This is a genomic window from Mycobacterium sp. AT1 (assembly GCF_002043095.1).
Lineage (GTDB): Bacteria > Actinomycetota > Actinomycetes > Mycobacteriales > Mycobacteriaceae > Mycobacterium.
Genome location: NZ_MVOC01000057.1, coordinates 23040 through 39221 on the forward strand (window position 1 = coordinate 23040; position 16182 = coordinate 39221).

A 16182-nucleotide genomic window follows, 5' to 3' on the forward strand; every position below is an offset into this window, starting at 1 on the left:
GCGTTGATGAGTAACTTGAGGACCGTCGTCAAGCGCGGCGGAGCCCTGCTCGCCGCGGGTCTGATCCTGACGTCGTGCGGGTGGAAGGGCATCGCGAACGTGCCCGTGCCGGGTGGCGCGGGCACCGGCTCGAACGCGATGACCATCTACGTGCAGATGCCAGACACGTTGGCGCTCAACGTCAACAGCCGCGTGCGCGTCGCCGACGTCTTCGTCGGCAGCGTGCGCGCGATCGAGCTGAAGAACTGGGTCGCGACGCTGACGCTGGACGTGGAGCCGGGGCTCAAGCTGCCCGCCGACACCACCGCGGCGATCGGCCAGACGTCGCTGCTCGGCTCGCAGCACGTCGAGCTCGACGCGCCGACGACGAAGTCGGACGGTCCGCTGCTGAAGAGTGGCGACACCATTCCGCTCTCCAGGGCGAGCGCGTTCCCCACCACGGAGCGGACGCTGGCCAGCATCGGCACCATCCTCACCGGCGGCGGCATCCCGAACCTCGAGGTCATCCAGACCGAGGTCGCCAACATCCTGACCGGGCGTGGTGACCAGATCCGCGAGTTCCTCGGCCGTCTGGACACCTTCACCGCCGAGCTGAACAACCAGCGCGAAGACATCACCCGCGCGATCGACTCGACGAACCGGTTGCTCGCCATCGTGGCGCAGCGCAACGACACCCTCGATCGCGTCCTCACCGAGTTCCCGCCGTTGATCAAGCACTTCGCCGACACCAGGGACCTGTTCGCCGACGCGGTGACGGCCCTCGGTCGGGTCAGCAAGGCCACCGACGACGCGCTGTCGCAGGCCAACCCGGACATCACGACCAACCTGAAGAACCTTCAGCGGCCGCTCGTCCAACTGGGCAAGGCGTCCCCGTACCTCCTCGGCGCGCTGAAGGTGATCGGAACGGCGCCCTTCAGCATCGAGAACGTGCCGAAGGCCATTCGCGGTGACTACATCAACGTGTCGCTCAACGTGGACCTCACGCTGTCGGCGATCGACAACGGTGTGCTTTCCGGCACCGGTGTGTCGGGCATGCTGCGGGCTCTGGAACAGTCGTGGGGCCGCGATCCGGCGACGATGATCCCGGACGTGCGCTTCACCCCGAACCCGCACAACGCGCCGGGCGGACCGCTGGTCGAGAGAGGTGAGTGAGCGATGCTGACCCGCTTCATCAAGATTCAGCTGGTGATCTTCACCATCCTGACGATCATCGCGTTGGTGGTCCTTGGCTGGTACTACCTGCGGCTGCCCAGCGTGGCAGGCATCGGGCAGTACGAGCTCAAGGCCCAACTGCCAAGGTCCGGTGGCCTCTACTCGACGGCCAACGTGACCTACCTCGGCACGCAGATCGGCAAGGTCACCGACGTCAAGCCCACCCCCACGGGCGTCGTGGCAACCATGAGCATCGACAGCAACTACAAGATCCCGGCCGACGCGACGGCGAACGTGCACTCCGTCTCGGCGATCGGCGAGCAGTACCTGGACCTCGTGTCGACGGCCGACCAGCCTGGCAAGTATCTGGCCGCCGGGTCGACGATCATGAACGGCACGGTGCCCAGCGAGGTCGGACCGGCTCTCGACAAGGCGAACGAGGGTCTCGCGGCGCTGCCGAAGGAGAAGATCGACTCACTGCTGACCGAGACGTCTCAGGCCGTCGGTGGGCTCGGTCCCGCGCTGCAACGGTTGGTCGACTCGACCACCGCCATCGCCAGTGACTTCAAGGACAACCTCGGCCCGGTCAACGACATCATCAACAACTCGACGCCGATCCTGGACAGTCAGGTCAACTCGGGTGACGCGATTTCGCAGTGGGCCAGGAACCTGAACACCATCACGTCGCAGACCGCCGAGCAGGATCAGGCGTTGCGCAGCGGTTTGCAGCAGGCGGCCCCGACGGCCGATCAGCTTAACGCGGTGTTCGGCGACGTGCGTGAGGCGTTGCCGCAGACCCTTGCGAACCTCGCGATCGTCACCGACATGCTCAAGCGCTATCACAAGGGCCTCGAACAGGCCTTGGTGATCTTGCCGCAGGGAGCAACGGTCGCCCAGGCGGGCACCATCTTCCCCGGCGAGGGCCTGCTGCACTTCGGCCTGTCGATCAACCAGCCGCCGCCGTGTCTGACCGGCTTCCTCCCCGCTTCGGAATGGCGGTCCCCGGCCGACACGACGACGAAGCCGCTGCCCGAGGGGCTGTACTGCAAGATCCCGAAGGACTTCCAGGGCAACGTCGTCCGTGGTGCGCGCAACTACCCGTGTGCGGACGTGCCCGGCAAGCGCGCGGCGACGCCGGAGGAGTGCCGCAGCACCACGCCGTACGAGCCGATGGGCACCAACCCCTGGTACGGGGATCCGAACCAGATCCTGACGTGCCCCGCGGCTGGCGCGCGCTGCGACCAACCGGTCAAGCCCGGCTACGTGGTGCCCGCACCGACGATCAACAACGGGCTCAACCCGTTGCCCGCCGATCAGTTGCCGCCGAAGCCACCGTCACCGATGAGCGACCCGCTTACGGCCCCTGGCCAGGGCACCGTCGCCTGCAGTGGCCAGCAGCCCAACCCGTGTGTCTACACTCCGGCAGCAGGACCGACGGCGGTTTACACGCCGTCCAACGGTCAGGTCGTCGGACCCGACGGAGTCACGTACTCCGTCACCAACTCAAGTGATCCAGGAGAAAACGGATGGAAGGAGATGCTGGCGCCAGCCGGCTGAACCCCCAAGACATCCCTATCGAATCCGACGTGTCGGTGGAGTCCGACGCACAATCCGATCTTCAGCAAGACCAGCCCCGTCGACCCGAGCGGTTCGGCCGCGGGTGGCTCGTCGCAATCTGTCTGGCTCTGCTCGTCCTGACCGCGGGCGTGGGGGCCGGTGGCTATCTCGCTCTCAAGTCGCACGATCAGAGCGAGGCCATCGCCCGCGAGGACGCGATGGCGCTGCAGCGGGCCAAGGAGTGCGTCGAGGCAACCCAGGCGCCCGACGTCGCGGCGATGACGGCCAGCCAGACCAAGGTCATCGAATGCGCCACCGGCGACTTCGGAGTGCAGGCCAACCTGTTCGCCAGCATGCTCGTCGAGGCATACCAGGCGGCCAACGTGTCGGTTCAGGTGTCCGACATGCGCGGCGCCGTCGAGAAGCACAACGACGACGGTTCGGTGGACGTGCTGGTTGCGGTCCGGGTGAAGGTGACCAACTCCCAAGCCGCCGACCAGGAGCAGGGTTACCGGTTGCGGGTGAACATGGCGCCCGCCGACGGCACCTACAAGATCAACCGCCTGGACCAGGTCACCTCGTGACGGCCGTGCTCGACGAATCCACCGAGACGACGACGGCGCCGGACGACGTGGTCCGCTTCGCGTCGTGGCCCGCGCGGGCTGCCGCCCTGCTGCTCGACGTCATGCCGGGGGTCGCCGTGGTTACGACGATGGCGCTGCTGGCGTACACCACACCCGTCGGGGGGTGGCTCTGGTGGGTGTTCATGGCAGCGCTGGCGGTCGCCGTCCTCGCCACGTTGGTGAACCGGTGGCTGCTGCCGTCGGTGGTCGGCGCGACGATGGGTCGCGCGGTCGCGGGCATTCGCGTCACGACGCCGACCGGGCAGCCGGTGGGCAGCGTCCGCCTGTTGGCGCGAGACTTCGCCCACCTCCTTGACACCGCGGCCTTGTTCGTGGGCTGGCTGTGGCCCCTTGGTGACAAGCGGCACCGGACGTTCGCGGATCTGTTGTTACGCACCGAAGTTCGGGTCGTCGACGGCGGTGCCGAGTCCTCGGGCCGCGACGTGCGACGGATCGCCGGCTCCGTGCTGCTCGCCGCGGCGGTGTTGTGCGCGGCCGGTGGCGGGTTGGGCTATTTCCAGGTGTTCCGCCAGGACCGAGCTCTCGAACACGCGCGCACCGAGATCGCCGAGCAGGGTCCACGGATCGTCGAGCAACTGCTGAGCTACGGCACCAAGTCCGTGGTCGACGACTTCGCACGCGCGCAGGGGCTTGCGACCGACGGATATCGGCCCCAGCTCGTCGCGCAGCAGCAGGCCGTCCAGAAGGCGGGTGTCACCGACAACGAATACTGGGCGGTGAGCAGCGCGGTGCTGTCGGTGACCCAGGATCGGGCGGCGATGCTGCTGGCCTTGCAGGGGCAACGCGGATCGGATCCGAACAACCTCAAGTTCATCACCGCCACCGTGCGGGCGGACTTCGAGAAGACGAACGACCGGTGGCAGGTCGCCGCTCTCACCGTTCTGAAGAAACCGTTGACGGGCCAGAACGTCGCTCCGCAGCAACCGGCGCCACCGCCACCGCCAAAGCCGGCCCCGCCGAAGGGGTCTGGCCGATGAGCCCGCGGCGCAAGGTGGACGCCAACGATCGGAACTTCTTCTCGACTGGCGCAGCCACCACCAAGACACCGCTGCGGTGGGGCCTTCCGTTGACGGCGATCCTGGCCTTCGTGCTGGCGGCCGTCGCGATTGCGGGCAGCATCTTCATGGTGGTCGACCACGAGAGCGTGAAGCGGACCGAGGACAGGGACGCGTCCGCGCTGTTCTACGTGCGTGGCTTCATGACGGAGTACACCTCGTTGGATCCCTTCCACGCCAACGACTATGCGGACCGCATCCTCGCTCAGGGCACCGGCGACTTCGCAAAGTCCTTCAAGGAGAAGCTGAACGAGATCGTCATTCAGGTGGCTCGGGCCGAACCCACGACGGGTGTGGTCCAGGAGGCTGGCGTGCAGCGGTGGAACGACAACGGCAGCGCCGACATCCTGGTGGCGACCAACGTGAAATCCACCGGACCCGACGGCAAGACGCCCATTGAGAGCGGAACCCGTTGGGTCGTGACGACTATCGAGGAGGGACAGCAGTGGAAGATCAGTCAGCTGATTCAAGTGATCTGACCGCCGACGCTGCCGCCGCCTCAGTCCCGCAGGGCAAGGCGGGGCGCAACCGCCACCGGTTGCCGCGGCAGAAGGCGCAACAGGTCGACCAGTCGGATGAGACGACGGAAACTGCGGAGGCTCCGGAAGCCACGGAGCCCGCGGTCGAGGAGCCTGCGGAGGTTGCGGCAGAGGAGACGGTTGAGACCGACGAGGTCGACGTCCCAGAGGTCGCAGAGGTCGTCCCCGCCGAGCCGAAGCGCCGCCGTCGCCCGCTGTGGAAACGCGGCAAGGCCGACGCCTCTGACGTCGAAGCCTCTGACGTCGAAGCCTCTGACGTCGATGCCCAGGTGCCCGAAGACGTGGTACTCGTTCCGCACCGCACGGCGGGGCGGGCGCTCAAGCTCGTTGCGGTGGCTGCGGGTGTGTTGTTCGTCGGCGCGGCTGCCTTCGCCGGCGCCGCAATCCAGCCCTACCTCGCGGATCGGGCTGCGGTGCAGACGAAGTTCGTCATCGCCGAGACCGCGGCCAGCGCCATCACCACCCTGTGGACCTACACGCCGGACGACATGGACAAGCTGCCCGAGCGCTCCGCGAAGTACCTCGGCGGCGACTTCGCGGCCGACTACAAGCGCTACATCGACGCGATCGTCGCGCCGAACAAGCAGGCCCAGGTCACCAACAACACGCAGGTCCTCGGCGCAGCGGTGGAGTCGTTGACGCCGACGGAGGCCACCGCCATCGTCTACACCAACTCGGTGGCGACGAGCCCGGTCACCAAGGGCATCCCGTCGCTGCGGTACCTGTCCTACCGGCTCACCATGAAGCCGCAGGGCAACCGCTGGCTGATCACGCAGATGGTCGCCGTCACGAAGCTGGACCTGACCCCACGCCTGTAGCCGCGGAGGTGCAATGGCCGTCGAATCGCCCGTCTCCCAACGGTTGACGGTCACCGCGCTGATGTTGCTTACCTTCGCGACGGGGTTGGTCGACGCCGTCAGCGTGCTGATCCTCGGACATGTGTTCGTGGCCAACATGACGGGCAACGTCATCTTCCTTGGCTTCTGGTTGGTGCCGCACTCCGGCGTCGACATGCTCGCCGCAGTGGTGGCGTTCACCAGCTTCGTCGCCGGAGCAGTGATAGGGGGACGGTTGGCGCGGCATCTCGACGCGAAGGTCCGCCGTTGGCTCGTCGTGGCACTGGGGTTGGAAGTCGTCGTGCTGGTGAGCCTTTCGGTGCTCGCCGGTACCGGTGTGTTGCAGTACACCGGCGTCGGGCGACTGGTGCTGATCTCCGGGCTCGCCGTCGTGTTCGGCACCCAGAACGCGACCGCGCGTCAGTTCGGGGTGCAGGAACTCAGTACGACGGTGTTGACGCAGACCGTCGTCGGCATCGGGTTCGACAGCAGGCTCGCCGGAGGAACTGGCGAGCGGGAGAAGCTGCGGTACGGCGTCATCCTCGTCATGTGCAGCGGCGCGGTGCTCGGTGCGACGTTGACGCTGTGGACCGTTGCGCCGGTGATCGCCATCGCCGCAACGGTAGTCGCGACGAGCGCGGCAATCTTCGCCTTCGGGCCAGCCAGCAACGCAACATAGCGGGGAACGTTGCTGGGTCGTCGACGGCGGTGATCTCGACCGCACTGACGGGCACCGCAGTGGAACGGGATCCCGCAGGTCAGGTGTGCGGAATGGTGCCGGAGTGGCAAATCCGTCGGTTGACACCTGTCGAGCCCTTGGCTTGCCTAGCCCAGCTTGGTTGCCCACCGTCAACTGGTCAGCGGATGCGCCAGCCAGCAAATCGCCTGATAGGGCAGCAAAAGTCGGGTCCGAGAGAGCCACTGCGCCAACCGACGGGGCCGTCAGCAATTTCCATTTTGCCGCCCGCGTAAGTGCTAGCGTGCTGTGGCGCAGCCCACTCGGGGCTATGAAGGGACAGGTCAGATGGCAGGGAGTCACCGCACCAGAAGTCGTCGGCAGTTCAGCGTGGCGCTCGTCAGCGCTGCCACAGCGACTGCCACGGCCCTGACCGTCGGTGTCCAACCGCCACCCGATCCGGCCAAGCGTGCCAGCGCTGAGAGCGTCGACCTGGCCGCCGCGACCCAGTTGCTGCCGACGCACGACAAGGTGTCCGACATCACCGGCGGTCTCGGCTCGACGATCTACGACCGGGGTCAGGTGCTCTCCGACGCGGTCATCAGGGCCATCGTCAACGGCATCGACCTGTCGGCCCTGCCCAAGGCCGCCGGCGTCGACCTTTCGTTGGTGATCCAACTCCTGAAGGCCCTGAAGATCGACGGCATCGACGGTGTCCCGCTGAATCTCGTCACCTCCGGGCCTGCCTTCGCAGCCTTGAAGATGCTCGGCGTCGACCTCGGCTGGGTACCGGCGCTGCCGAACTCGCTGGCGAACGAGATCAACAACACCCCGTACGCCCGCCTTGGCGTCGACGGTGTCTTGGACCTCCTCCTTGGCGAGCTGAAGAACAGTCCGCTCGCCGGGGCGGCCGCCCTGATCAAACCCCTGACCGACCTGCTCGGCCTGATCACCAATCAGATTCCCGACGCGGTCGACGTCCGGGTAATCCCCACCGTGGGGATGGGGTTCGGCGCGTACGCCGCAGCCATGGCGTATGAAAAGGTGCTCGCCGACCTCTCCATGCAACCCGGTGGTCTGGACCACGTCTTCGGTGCCGATCCGATCCTCGGCAGCCTCACCGTCCTGCCGCTGATCCTGATCAACAACCCGGCCCGCCCCGACGGCGGCGCACTCGCCCGATTTGGAGCACTGGCCGCGCTCCTCGGCATCAACACCGTGAACCCCACGACCGAGTTCACCAGCAACGGCAACGGATTCAGCCTCCCCGGCCTGGGCACCGGTGTCGAACTTGGCCATGCAAATCTCTTGCCAGTCCTGGTCGACGCCACCTACGAATATCAGCCGTTGTCGGACCTGGCCTCATGGCCCAATCCCTTCACGCTCGCCAACAACCTGGCGGCGGGTCTGTCGCCGACGTACATGCTGCGGGGACTCGACCTGGACCTCGGCGGGCTCACCGGGCAGATCCTCAAGGGAGTGAATGACGCCCTCGGCGGGATCAATCCCCTCGACCCCGACTCGGCGTTGGCGATCAACCTGTATCTCACGTTGCACACGTCGACCTTGCCGCTGTTGGAGCCGCTGTATCTGACGTCGGACGTACTCAACGTCGTCGGGCTCCATCCGTTGGCGCAGATTCCGATGCGACTGGCGAATGCCCTTGCGCCCGCGCTGCGGATCCTCACCGACGTTGGCTACGCCAACACCGTTCGCAACGAGGACGGGACCTACACCAGGGACTTCGACGATGCGGGCACCGAGGTGCCGTTCATGTCCTTCCCGAAGCTGGACCCCGGCCTGGTGCTGAACGACGCCTTCAAGGCGTTGGTGGCCGGATTCCAGAAGGAACTCGGACCCAACCCGACGCCGGGCACGCCCAACGTGCTGTCCAACCTCCTCGACGCACTGCGCAAGGGCGGCCTGCTCGACAATCTGTTGAATCTCATCACCCCGCCGTCGGCGGCCAAGACCACCACGGCGGCCCTGTCCAAGACCGCGGCCGCAGACGTTCCGTCCCCGAGTGCGCAACTGCTCAGCGTCGTGCCCTCGAGTGGGGAAGTCGCGAAGGATGCTGCGCCTGAACATGATTCGAAGTCGGCGCAGAAGCAGTCGGCCAGTGGTGAGACCACCGCGGCGGCAGGCGAGAAGACTCCGGCCCCCGGCGAGGAGGCCCAGGGCGAAGAGGGCGACAAGTCTTCGGTCGTCGGTGACGGAACGGGTGGGGACAAGACTTCGGACACGACACCGGCGGCGGGGGACAAGACGCCCGATGCCGGCGACAAGACGCCGGATGCCGGCGACAAGACGGGCGGGGACAAGCCCACGGCCGCCAACGAGGACCCGAAGCCCGCTTCAGGCCCCAAACATGCCAAGCCAGAGGGGGATTCGACCCCGACCGTCAGTGTCAAGACCGGCAAGACGAACGCGCCGAAGCACGCCAAGCCCGAGAAGCCGAATGGCGCTGGTGTGAAGACCGGTTCGGACAAGACGCAGTCGGACGGCGGGTCGGCCGACAAGGCGGCCTGAGGTCGGCTGACGGCGGGCCGAGTCGGCCGGACGCTCGCGGGACGTCGCCGCCACTGCTGGGTGGCCGCGACGTTTCGTCGGCACCAACCTTACGAAAACGTTTACGTAAACGATTTTCATGCTTTAGCGTCAGTCACACAACGCCCGGGGCGTCAGTTCGAAGATGAGGATGACCAGTGAGCAGTACCTCTCGTGCCCACGAAGCGGGCGGCGGTGCGACCGTGGACGACCGAGGTGGGATCAGAGCCGAGCTCGTCGGAGCGTCGAAGCGCTTCGAGAGCGTCTACGCCGTTCGGGACGTGTCCCTGCAAATCAGGTCCGGCGAAGTGCTGGCCCTGGTCGGCGAGAACGGCGCAGGGAAGAGCACCTGCGTCAAGATGCTTGGCGGGGTCTACCACCCCACCGAGGGCGTAGTTCGGGTCGGCGGCGTCGACGTCGACCTACGCACCCCGCTCGACGCGCAGCACCTCGGCATCGCCGTCGTCCACCAGCACCCAGGCTTGTTCCCGGACCTGCCGATCTACGAGAACGTCTACGCCGGAAGGCCTCTCACCAATCGCCTCGGTCTCCTTGACCACGCCCGGATGAGCCAGGAGGCGCGCCGGTGGCTGGAGGTCCTCGGCCTGCGGGTCGACCCGGCGATGACCACCGGCGAGCTCAACACCTCCGAACAGCAGCTGGTGGAGATCGCGAAGGCGCTGGCCTTCGACGCCACCATCCTGATCCTCGACGAACCAACCGCGTCGCTGACCATCGGTGAGACGCAGCGGCTGTTCTCGGTCATCGAAGATCTCAAGGAGCGCGGGGTGGCCATGCTCTTCGTCGGCCACCGCCTCGAAGAGATCGTGGCCATCTCCGATCGGGTCACGGTGATGCGGGACGGTCGATGGGTCGCCGACCTCGTCACCGCCGACGTCGACCAGCACCGGATCGTCGAGCTGATGGTCGGCCGTGAGCTGACCGACATCTATCCGCCCAAGTCCGCGACCATCGGCGACGTCGTCCTCCGGTTGTCCAATCTCGGTGTCACGGGCCACTTCTCGGACGTCAGCCTCGACGTTCGCGCCGGCGAGATCGTCGGCTTGGCCGGCCTCGTCGGCGCGGGACGCACCGAAGTCGCGAGGGCCGTCTTCGGCATCGACAAGCCCGCCACCGGCGAGATCGAGCTGGGCGGGCAAGCGGTGCGGATCGGTTCGCCCGCGGCCGCCCTGGCGCACGGCATCGCCTACGTCTCTGAGGACCGCCGCGGGCAGAGCATCGTCGAGGACTTCTCGATTCTCGACAACGCGACCCTGCCAGTCATCGACCAGGCGTCGCGCTTCGGTCTCATCCGGCACCGCGCCGAGTTCGCGCTGGTGGACGGTCCGTTGCAGCGCATGCAGCTCAAGTTCCGGAGCTATGCCCAGCCCATCGGCAACCTGTCCGGCGGCAATCAGCAGAAGGTGGTGCTGGCCAAGTGGCTGGCGACCAACCCGCGGTTGCTCATCCTCGACGAGCCCACCCAGGGCGTCGACATCCAGGCCAAGGCCGAGGTCCACCACATCATCGCCGAGCTGGCGCAACAGGGTCTTGCCATTCTGATGATCTCTTCGGACATGCCCGAGCTGCTGGGTACCTGCGACCGGATCTACGTGATGCACCAGGGCACGATCACCGCGGAGTTCGACGCCGAGCACGCCAACCAGATCGACATCGGGTTGGCTGCCACCGGTCTGCTCGACTCCGGGCGCGAGGTCGGTGCCACCTCCACCGCCGACCTCGACGTCATCAAGGCTCGGGAGGAGTCCGAGGTGGTGAGCGTCGGCGATGGCCGACGATCGGGGTGGCGCAAGGTCGTCGCCAGGCGCGAGGTCGGGCTGCTGGCCGCGGTGATCGCGATCCTGGTGCCGCTGGGGTTCATCAACCCAAACCTGGTCAGCCCCTCCAACATTGGTGACCTCGGGGTGACGACCGCGCTGTACGGCGTGGCGTGCCTCGGTCAGATGGTGGTGATGCTGACCCGCAACATCGACCTCTCCCAAGGTTCGGTCATCGGGTTGTCCGCCTACGTCGCGGCCTGGTTCATGAGTTCCGAGCCGCAGGCACCCGTCGTCGTCGGCATCCTGATCGCCGTCGGGGTCGGGGTCGCATGCGGTGCGTTCAACGGTGTGATCGTCGCCTACGGCAGGGTGCCGTCCATCGTCGTCACCCTCGGAACGCTGGCGATCTTCCGCGGGATCGACGCCATCCTGTCCAACGGCCGACAGATCTCGTCGGGCATGGTCCCGCCCGGCTGGCTGGCCTGGACGGCGGGACGGCTCTTCGGCGTCTCCCTGCTGGTGTACATCGGGCTTGCCCTGTTCGTCGTCTTCGCGATCTTCCTGCGCACCACCCGCTTCGGTCGCGACATCTACGCCACCGGCTCGAATCCGGCAGGCGCCGACCTCATCGGCATCAAGACCCAGGCGCGCACGTTCGCCGCCTTCGTCATCTCCGGCACGCTGGCCGGGTTCGCGGGAGCGATGTGGGCGTCCCACTTCGCCACAGTCGACGGCCAGCTCGCCTACGGGTTGGAGCTCACCCTGGTCGCCTCGGTCGTGGTCGGCGGGGTTTCCCTGCGAGGCGGCGCCGGGACCGTCCTCGGCGTCCTGCTCGGCACGGTCACGCTGATCATCATCCAGAACGCCATCACGGTGGCCAGGATCAATCCGTCCTACCTGCAGGCCTTCTTCGGTGGCGCGATCCTGCTCACCGTCCTCATCGACACGCTGCTCTCGCGACGCGGCACCCGAGGAGCACGCTGATGTGGGGCACCGTCACGGCCAAACTCCGGTCCTGGGAGTTCATCCTCCTCGTGCTGGTCGTCGTGGTTCTGCTGGTCGCGGCGACGCTGGTGCCGGGCTTCACCAGGCCGTTCAGCATCTCCACCGGCCTGGCCACCTTCGCCCCCGCGGCGCTGATGGCGCTGCCGCTGGCGCTGCTGGTGATCGTTCGCGACATCGACATCTCCGTGGCGAGCATCGCCGGACTCTCCTCCGTCGCCGCGGGTCTGGCCATCGAAGCGGGACAGTCGGTTCCGGTGGTCATCGTGGCGGCCCTGGTGACGGGCCTGCTCTGCGGTGCGGTCAACGGCTTCTTCGTCGCCGTGATGGGACTGCCCGCCCTGCTGGTGACGCTCGGGACCCTGGCCCTGTTCCGTGGGCTGTGTTACGTCCTCCTCGGGGGGACGCCGATCTCGCCGCTCCCTGACTTCTTCACCGTGCTCGGCAACGACAACATTCCCGGCTTCGTGGTCCCCTGGGCGATCGTTCCCTTCCTGGTGCTCGCCGTGGTCTTCGGAATCGTCCTGCACCGCAGCACCGTCGGACGGCGCATCTACGCGATCGGCGGCAACCCGGAAACCGCCCGCTACAGCGGCATTCGCGTCGCCCGCATCCGGTTCGTCCTGTTCGTCGTCTCCGGCGTGGTGTCCGGCCTGGCCGGGATGATCTACATGGGCATCACCAGCCAAGTCGCGCCGGACGGCGCCCAGGGCCTCGAGCTCGACGTGATCACGGTCGTGTTCCTGGCCGGGGTCAGCGTGCTCGGCGGCAAGGGACGGATCACCGGCGTCGTGCTCGCCAGCATCCTGATCCTGGCGCTCCGCAAGTCACTGCAGCTGATGAACGTCAGCGGCTACACCCAGGGCATCGCGGTCGGCGGCGTGCTGATCGCGTCGCTGCTGGTCACCAACCTCTCGCAACGCTTCTTCGGCGCCGTCCGTGAGCGTCGCCGCCCCGCCTCGCAGCTGGGGGCCGACACCACGTGACCCCGCGTCAACCCCGCACACCTCGACAGCCGGTTGCCACGACCCGTGGCCGCCGTACTCACCCCTTGAAAGGACTCCCCATGAATCGATCGGCCCTCACCCTGGCGGTTGGAGCAACGGCAATGCTGACGCTCTCGCTGACCTCCTGTGCTTCCGACGGCGGCGGATCCGGCGAGAGCGGCGCGAACAACGCCGCAGGCAAGTGCGTCGAGGGCCCGATCAAGATCGGCCTCATTCCCAAGCTGGGCACCGACCCCTACATGGTGACCGTGCAGAAGGCCGTCGAGGCCGCCGCCGCCAAGGACGGGTCGACGGTCATCTACACCTCGCCAAGCGACGCGACCGGCGCGGCGCAGATCCCCTTCGTCAACCAGTTGATCTCCCAGGGCGTCGACGTCATCGCGATCTCCGGCAGCGACCTGAATAGCGCGTCGGCCGCGTTGGCCAAGGCCAAGCAGGCGGGCATCAAGGTCATCTCCTGGGACTCCGACGTCGCGCCAGACTCCCGCGCGTTCTTCCTGAACCAGGCCGACACCAGCAAGATCGGTGACCAGATGCTGGCGTCGCTGTCCGACATGATCGGCGGAGAGGGCGAGTTCGCGATCCTGTCCTCCACCCAGACGGCGGTCAACCAGAACGCGTGGATCGCCAGCATCAAGGACAAGCTGGCCAACGACGCCAAGTACTCCAAGATGAAGCTCGTCACCGTGGCCTACGGCGAGGAGAAGGCCGACGTCAACGCGCAGAAGGCCAAGGAACTCGTCCAGGCGTACCCGAACCTCAAGGGCATCATCGTCCCCGCGGGCATCGGCCTGCCCGCCGCGGCCGAGGCGCTGTCGCAGAGCGGTGACCTTGGCCGGGTGAAGATCTCCGGCCTCGGACCGGTGACGCTGGTCAAGCAGTACATCGACACCGGCAACGTGCAGGACGTGTGGTGGAACGTGCAGAATCTCGGCACGCTGACCTTCGCCACCGCGGAGCAGTACGCCCAGTGCAAGATCGAGCCGAAGGAGGGGACGTCCTACGACGTCGACGGCCTCGGCAAGTTCACCGTCGGGGAGAACGGGACGGTGTTGTTGGGTGAGCCGACCATCGTCACCCCCGAGAACGTGAAGGACTTCCCGTTCTGATCGGTCCGAGCAGCGGCTAAGGAGCCGAGTCGGGGGATGCCGTGCGGTGTCCCCCGATTCGGGGCTGAGGGGAGAAGTTCGCCTGTCCACCATCAAGGACGTCGCACGGCTCGCCGGGGTGTCGGTCGCCACCGTGTCGCACGTCTTGAACGGCACCCGATTCGTCAGCGTCCCCACCCGCGAGCGCGTGGAGGACGCGGTTGCCACCCTGGGTTACGTGAGCAATTCGGCGGCGGCGTCGCTGCGCTCGGGGCGCACCCAGACCTTCGGACTTGTCATGTCGGCGGTGATGAACCCGTATTTCAACGAGGTCGTCACTTCCATCGAAAGGACAACGGTCGCAAGCGGATACAGCTTGCTACTGGCTGATCACCGCGACGAGGCGGAGCTGGAATACCGGTCGGTGCTCAACCTGGGGACCCACAAGGTCGACGGCTTGTTGTTGCAGCCGTCGGCCGATCCCAGCCGGGCCGTCGAATTCCTGCAGGAACGATCCGTGCCCACCGTCTTCGTCGACCGCTTCGACACCAGTGGCGGGGCCGACGGCTACGACTTCGCGGGAACCGAAAACCACTACGCCACAATCGAAGTCGTCGGGCATCTGATCGAGCATGGGCATCGTCGGGTCGGAATGGTCTCCGGCCAAGCGGGGAGTTCGACGACCGAGGAACGCATCGCGGGGTACCGGGCCGCGCTCGACGCCGCGGGCCTGCCCCACGACCCCGCGTTGATCGAGCCGGGACATTCCGACGAGAAGCTGGCCGAGCGGGCCACCCACCGGTTGTTGGATCTCGACGATCCCCCGACGGCACTGTTCTCCGGCAACAACCGCATGACGATCGGCATCATGCAGGCGCTGCGCAGCCGCGGAATCGTTCCGCCGGAGGGAATCGCGCTCGGCGTGTTCGACGACTTCCCCTGGGCCGACCTGTTTCTCCCACGCTTGACCTGCGCCGCCCAACGCGCCGAAGAGATCGGGGCCGCCAGCGTCGACTTGCTGCTGCGCCGGATCGCCGAGCCCGACCGTCCGGCCGAGACGGTGAGGTTCCCCACCGACTTCCGGCGCCGCAACTCCTGCGGCTGCCACTGATCAGCTGAAGGCGAGCCAGCTCGGCAGGGCACGCTCGCGGGAGTCGCACAGCACGGCCATCGTGTCGCACGAGCCCCTGGGAACTCCCGCGCCCGCCCACATTCCGCCGCTGTCACGGCGCAACACGATCGCCGACGAGCCGCCGCCGTCGAGCAGGATGGCGGTGTCGCTGCCCAGTCCGCGGAAGAGGTCCTGGATCTGGTCTGGTGTGTAGCTGCCGCCCTGGAAGACGTACATCTCGTCGCGATCCCTGGCGTAGGCGATGGCCGTGCGGGCGGCGCTGGGACCGCTGTCGTTCATCTGACCGGTCGCCCCAGGAGCCAACAACCCCAGCCCGCTGACCGCGACGAACCGGGTGCCCTTGTCCGCGAGATCCTTGACCACCGGGGTGGCGGCGTCGTAGTCGTCGGCCGCACGCGGTGACACGACGAACGGGGCGCCGCCGACGGGCAGGATCATCGTCGTCAGCGCGGTCCAGACCTCGTCGCCGCCGGAGAGCGCCTGCTTGCCCGCGTAGGCGAGGGTGCCGGTCACAGCGGCGTTGGCCGGCCCGCCGCCGCGGGTGTTGTCGAAGTACGCCCCCAGCGGTGAGCTGCACCCGGTCGACTTCCAGGAGCCACCCCGTTGGCCGCGCACGTCGAAGAAGTTGGCGTTGATCGCAATCGTCGGTTTGCCGAGCGCCTGCCAGGCCTGGATGGGGGTGAAGGTCTCCGAGGCTTGCAGCAGGCCCTCGCTGGTGCGGGCCCCTGGCGTCGATTCGCAGCGGGCCTGATAGCCGCGATGGGAGTCGACGAGCAACCGGGGCGTCAGCCGCGCCGATGCCGACTTGATGATCATCAGGCGACCGCCGCTGCCCCCCTCGTACCAGCTGCCTGCGGCGTTGAGCATCGGTGCGGGGTTGTTGCCACCGAAGTTGTAGACGAGGTAGGAGCCCCGTGTGTTCGCGACGGCATTCGCGAGCAGTTCGCGCCCGTCCGCGGCCCGGGCGGCGGGGGCGGTGGCCATGGTCGCCAGGACGGCACCGAGCGCCACGGACGTCGCCGAGGCGACGACCCGTCGAAGGTTCGCTCTGGTACCAGGCACGGGGGCCCCAATCGGGTGGTTGCCACGAACTGTTCGACGGCAGGTACTTGCCATCACAGCCGACGCACAGTCGGCTTTGGTTACGCAGAAGGCACGATTCGGCA

General features: G+C 67.1%; 13 protein-coding genes. 12 read left to right on the forward strand and 1 reads right to left on the reverse strand.

Annotation, left to right across the window (positions count from 1 at the left end; translation table 11 throughout):
- Positions 1–6 precede the first annotated feature (6 nt).
- The 12 genes from B1790_RS24890 (at position 7) to B1790_RS24945 (ending at position 14995) form a co-directional block, all read left to right on the forward strand.
- A complete protein-coding gene (locus tag B1790_RS24890; RefSeq protein WP_079925954.1) occupies positions 7–1152 on the forward strand; it encodes a virulence factor Mce family protein in 1146 nt (381 codons plus the stop codon).
- 3 nt (positions 1153–1155) lie between these two features.
- Positions 1156–2709, forward strand: a complete 1554-nt coding sequence (locus B1790_RS24895) for an MCE family protein (RefSeq protein ID WP_079925955.1) — start codon at positions 1156–1158, stop codon at positions 2707–2709.
- Positions 2679–3293, forward strand: a complete 615-nt coding sequence (locus tag B1790_RS24900) for a hypothetical protein (protein ID WP_079925956.1) — start codon at positions 2679–2681, stop codon at positions 3291–3293. Before B1790_RS24895 ends, B1790_RS24900 begins: the two co-directional genes overlap by 31 nt.
- Positions 3290–4330 carry an RDD family protein gene (locus tag B1790_RS24905; protein WP_079925957.1) on the forward strand — a complete coding sequence of 347 codons (1041 nt, stop codon included), beginning with the start codon at positions 3290–3292 and terminating at the stop codon, positions 4328–4330. Before B1790_RS24900 ends, B1790_RS24905 begins: the two co-directional genes overlap by 4 nt.
- Positions 4327–4887 carry a mammalian cell entry protein gene (locus B1790_RS24910; protein WP_079925958.1) on the forward strand — a complete coding sequence of 187 codons (561 nt, stop codon included), beginning with the start codon at positions 4327–4329 and terminating at the stop codon, positions 4885–4887. Before B1790_RS24905 ends, B1790_RS24910 begins: the two co-directional genes overlap by 4 nt.
- The gene (locus B1790_RS24915; RefSeq protein WP_079925959.1) at positions 4854–5765 is read left to right on the forward strand and encodes a hypothetical protein; all 912 of its coding nucleotides are present in this window, start codon (positions 4854–4856) and stop codon (positions 5763–5765) included. The genes B1790_RS24910 and B1790_RS24915 overlap by 34 nt, the downstream gene beginning before the upstream one ends.
- Positions 5766–5778: 13 nt before the next feature.
- Positions 5779–6462 (forward strand): YoaK family protein, encoded by a 684-nt coding sequence (locus B1790_RS24920; RefSeq protein ID WP_079925960.1) that lies wholly within the window; start codon positions 5779–5781, stop codon positions 6460–6462.
- Between the two features lie 345 nt (positions 6463–6807).
- Positions 6808–8988: a hypothetical protein gene (locus B1790_RS24925; protein ID WP_142271492.1), complete on the forward strand. Its 2181-nt coding sequence runs from the start codon at positions 6808–6810 to the stop codon at positions 8986–8988.
- 176 nt (positions 8989–9164) lie between these two features.
- Positions 9165–11771: an ATP-binding cassette domain-containing protein gene (locus tag B1790_RS24930; RefSeq protein WP_079925962.1), complete on the forward strand. Its 2607-nt coding sequence runs from the start codon at positions 9165–9167 to the stop codon at positions 11769–11771.
- Complete coding sequence (locus B1790_RS24935; protein WP_079925963.1) at positions 11771–12775, forward strand: ABC transporter permease; 1005 nt, start codon at positions 11771–11773, stop codon at positions 12773–12775. Before B1790_RS24930 ends, B1790_RS24935 begins: the two co-directional genes overlap by 1 nt.
- A gap of 80 nt (positions 12776–12855) precedes the next feature.
- Positions 12856–13905: a substrate-binding domain-containing protein gene (locus tag B1790_RS24940; protein WP_079925964.1), complete on the forward strand. Its 1050-nt coding sequence runs from the start codon at positions 12856–12858 to the stop codon at positions 13903–13905.
- Between the two features lie 46 nt (positions 13906–13951).
- Positions 13952–14995 carry a LacI family DNA-binding transcriptional regulator gene (locus tag B1790_RS24945; RefSeq protein WP_198952115.1) on the forward strand — a complete coding sequence of 348 codons (1044 nt, stop codon included), beginning with the start codon at positions 13952–13954 and terminating at the stop codon, positions 14993–14995.
- On the opposite strand, the gene B1790_RS24950 is transcribed toward B1790_RS24945, so the two are convergent.
- Positions 14996–16078: a phosphodiester glycosidase family protein gene (locus tag B1790_RS24950; RefSeq protein ID WP_233165305.1), complete on the reverse strand. Its 1083-nt coding sequence runs from the start codon at positions 16076–16078 to the stop codon at positions 14996–14998.
- Positions 16079–16182: the final 104 nt, after the last annotated feature.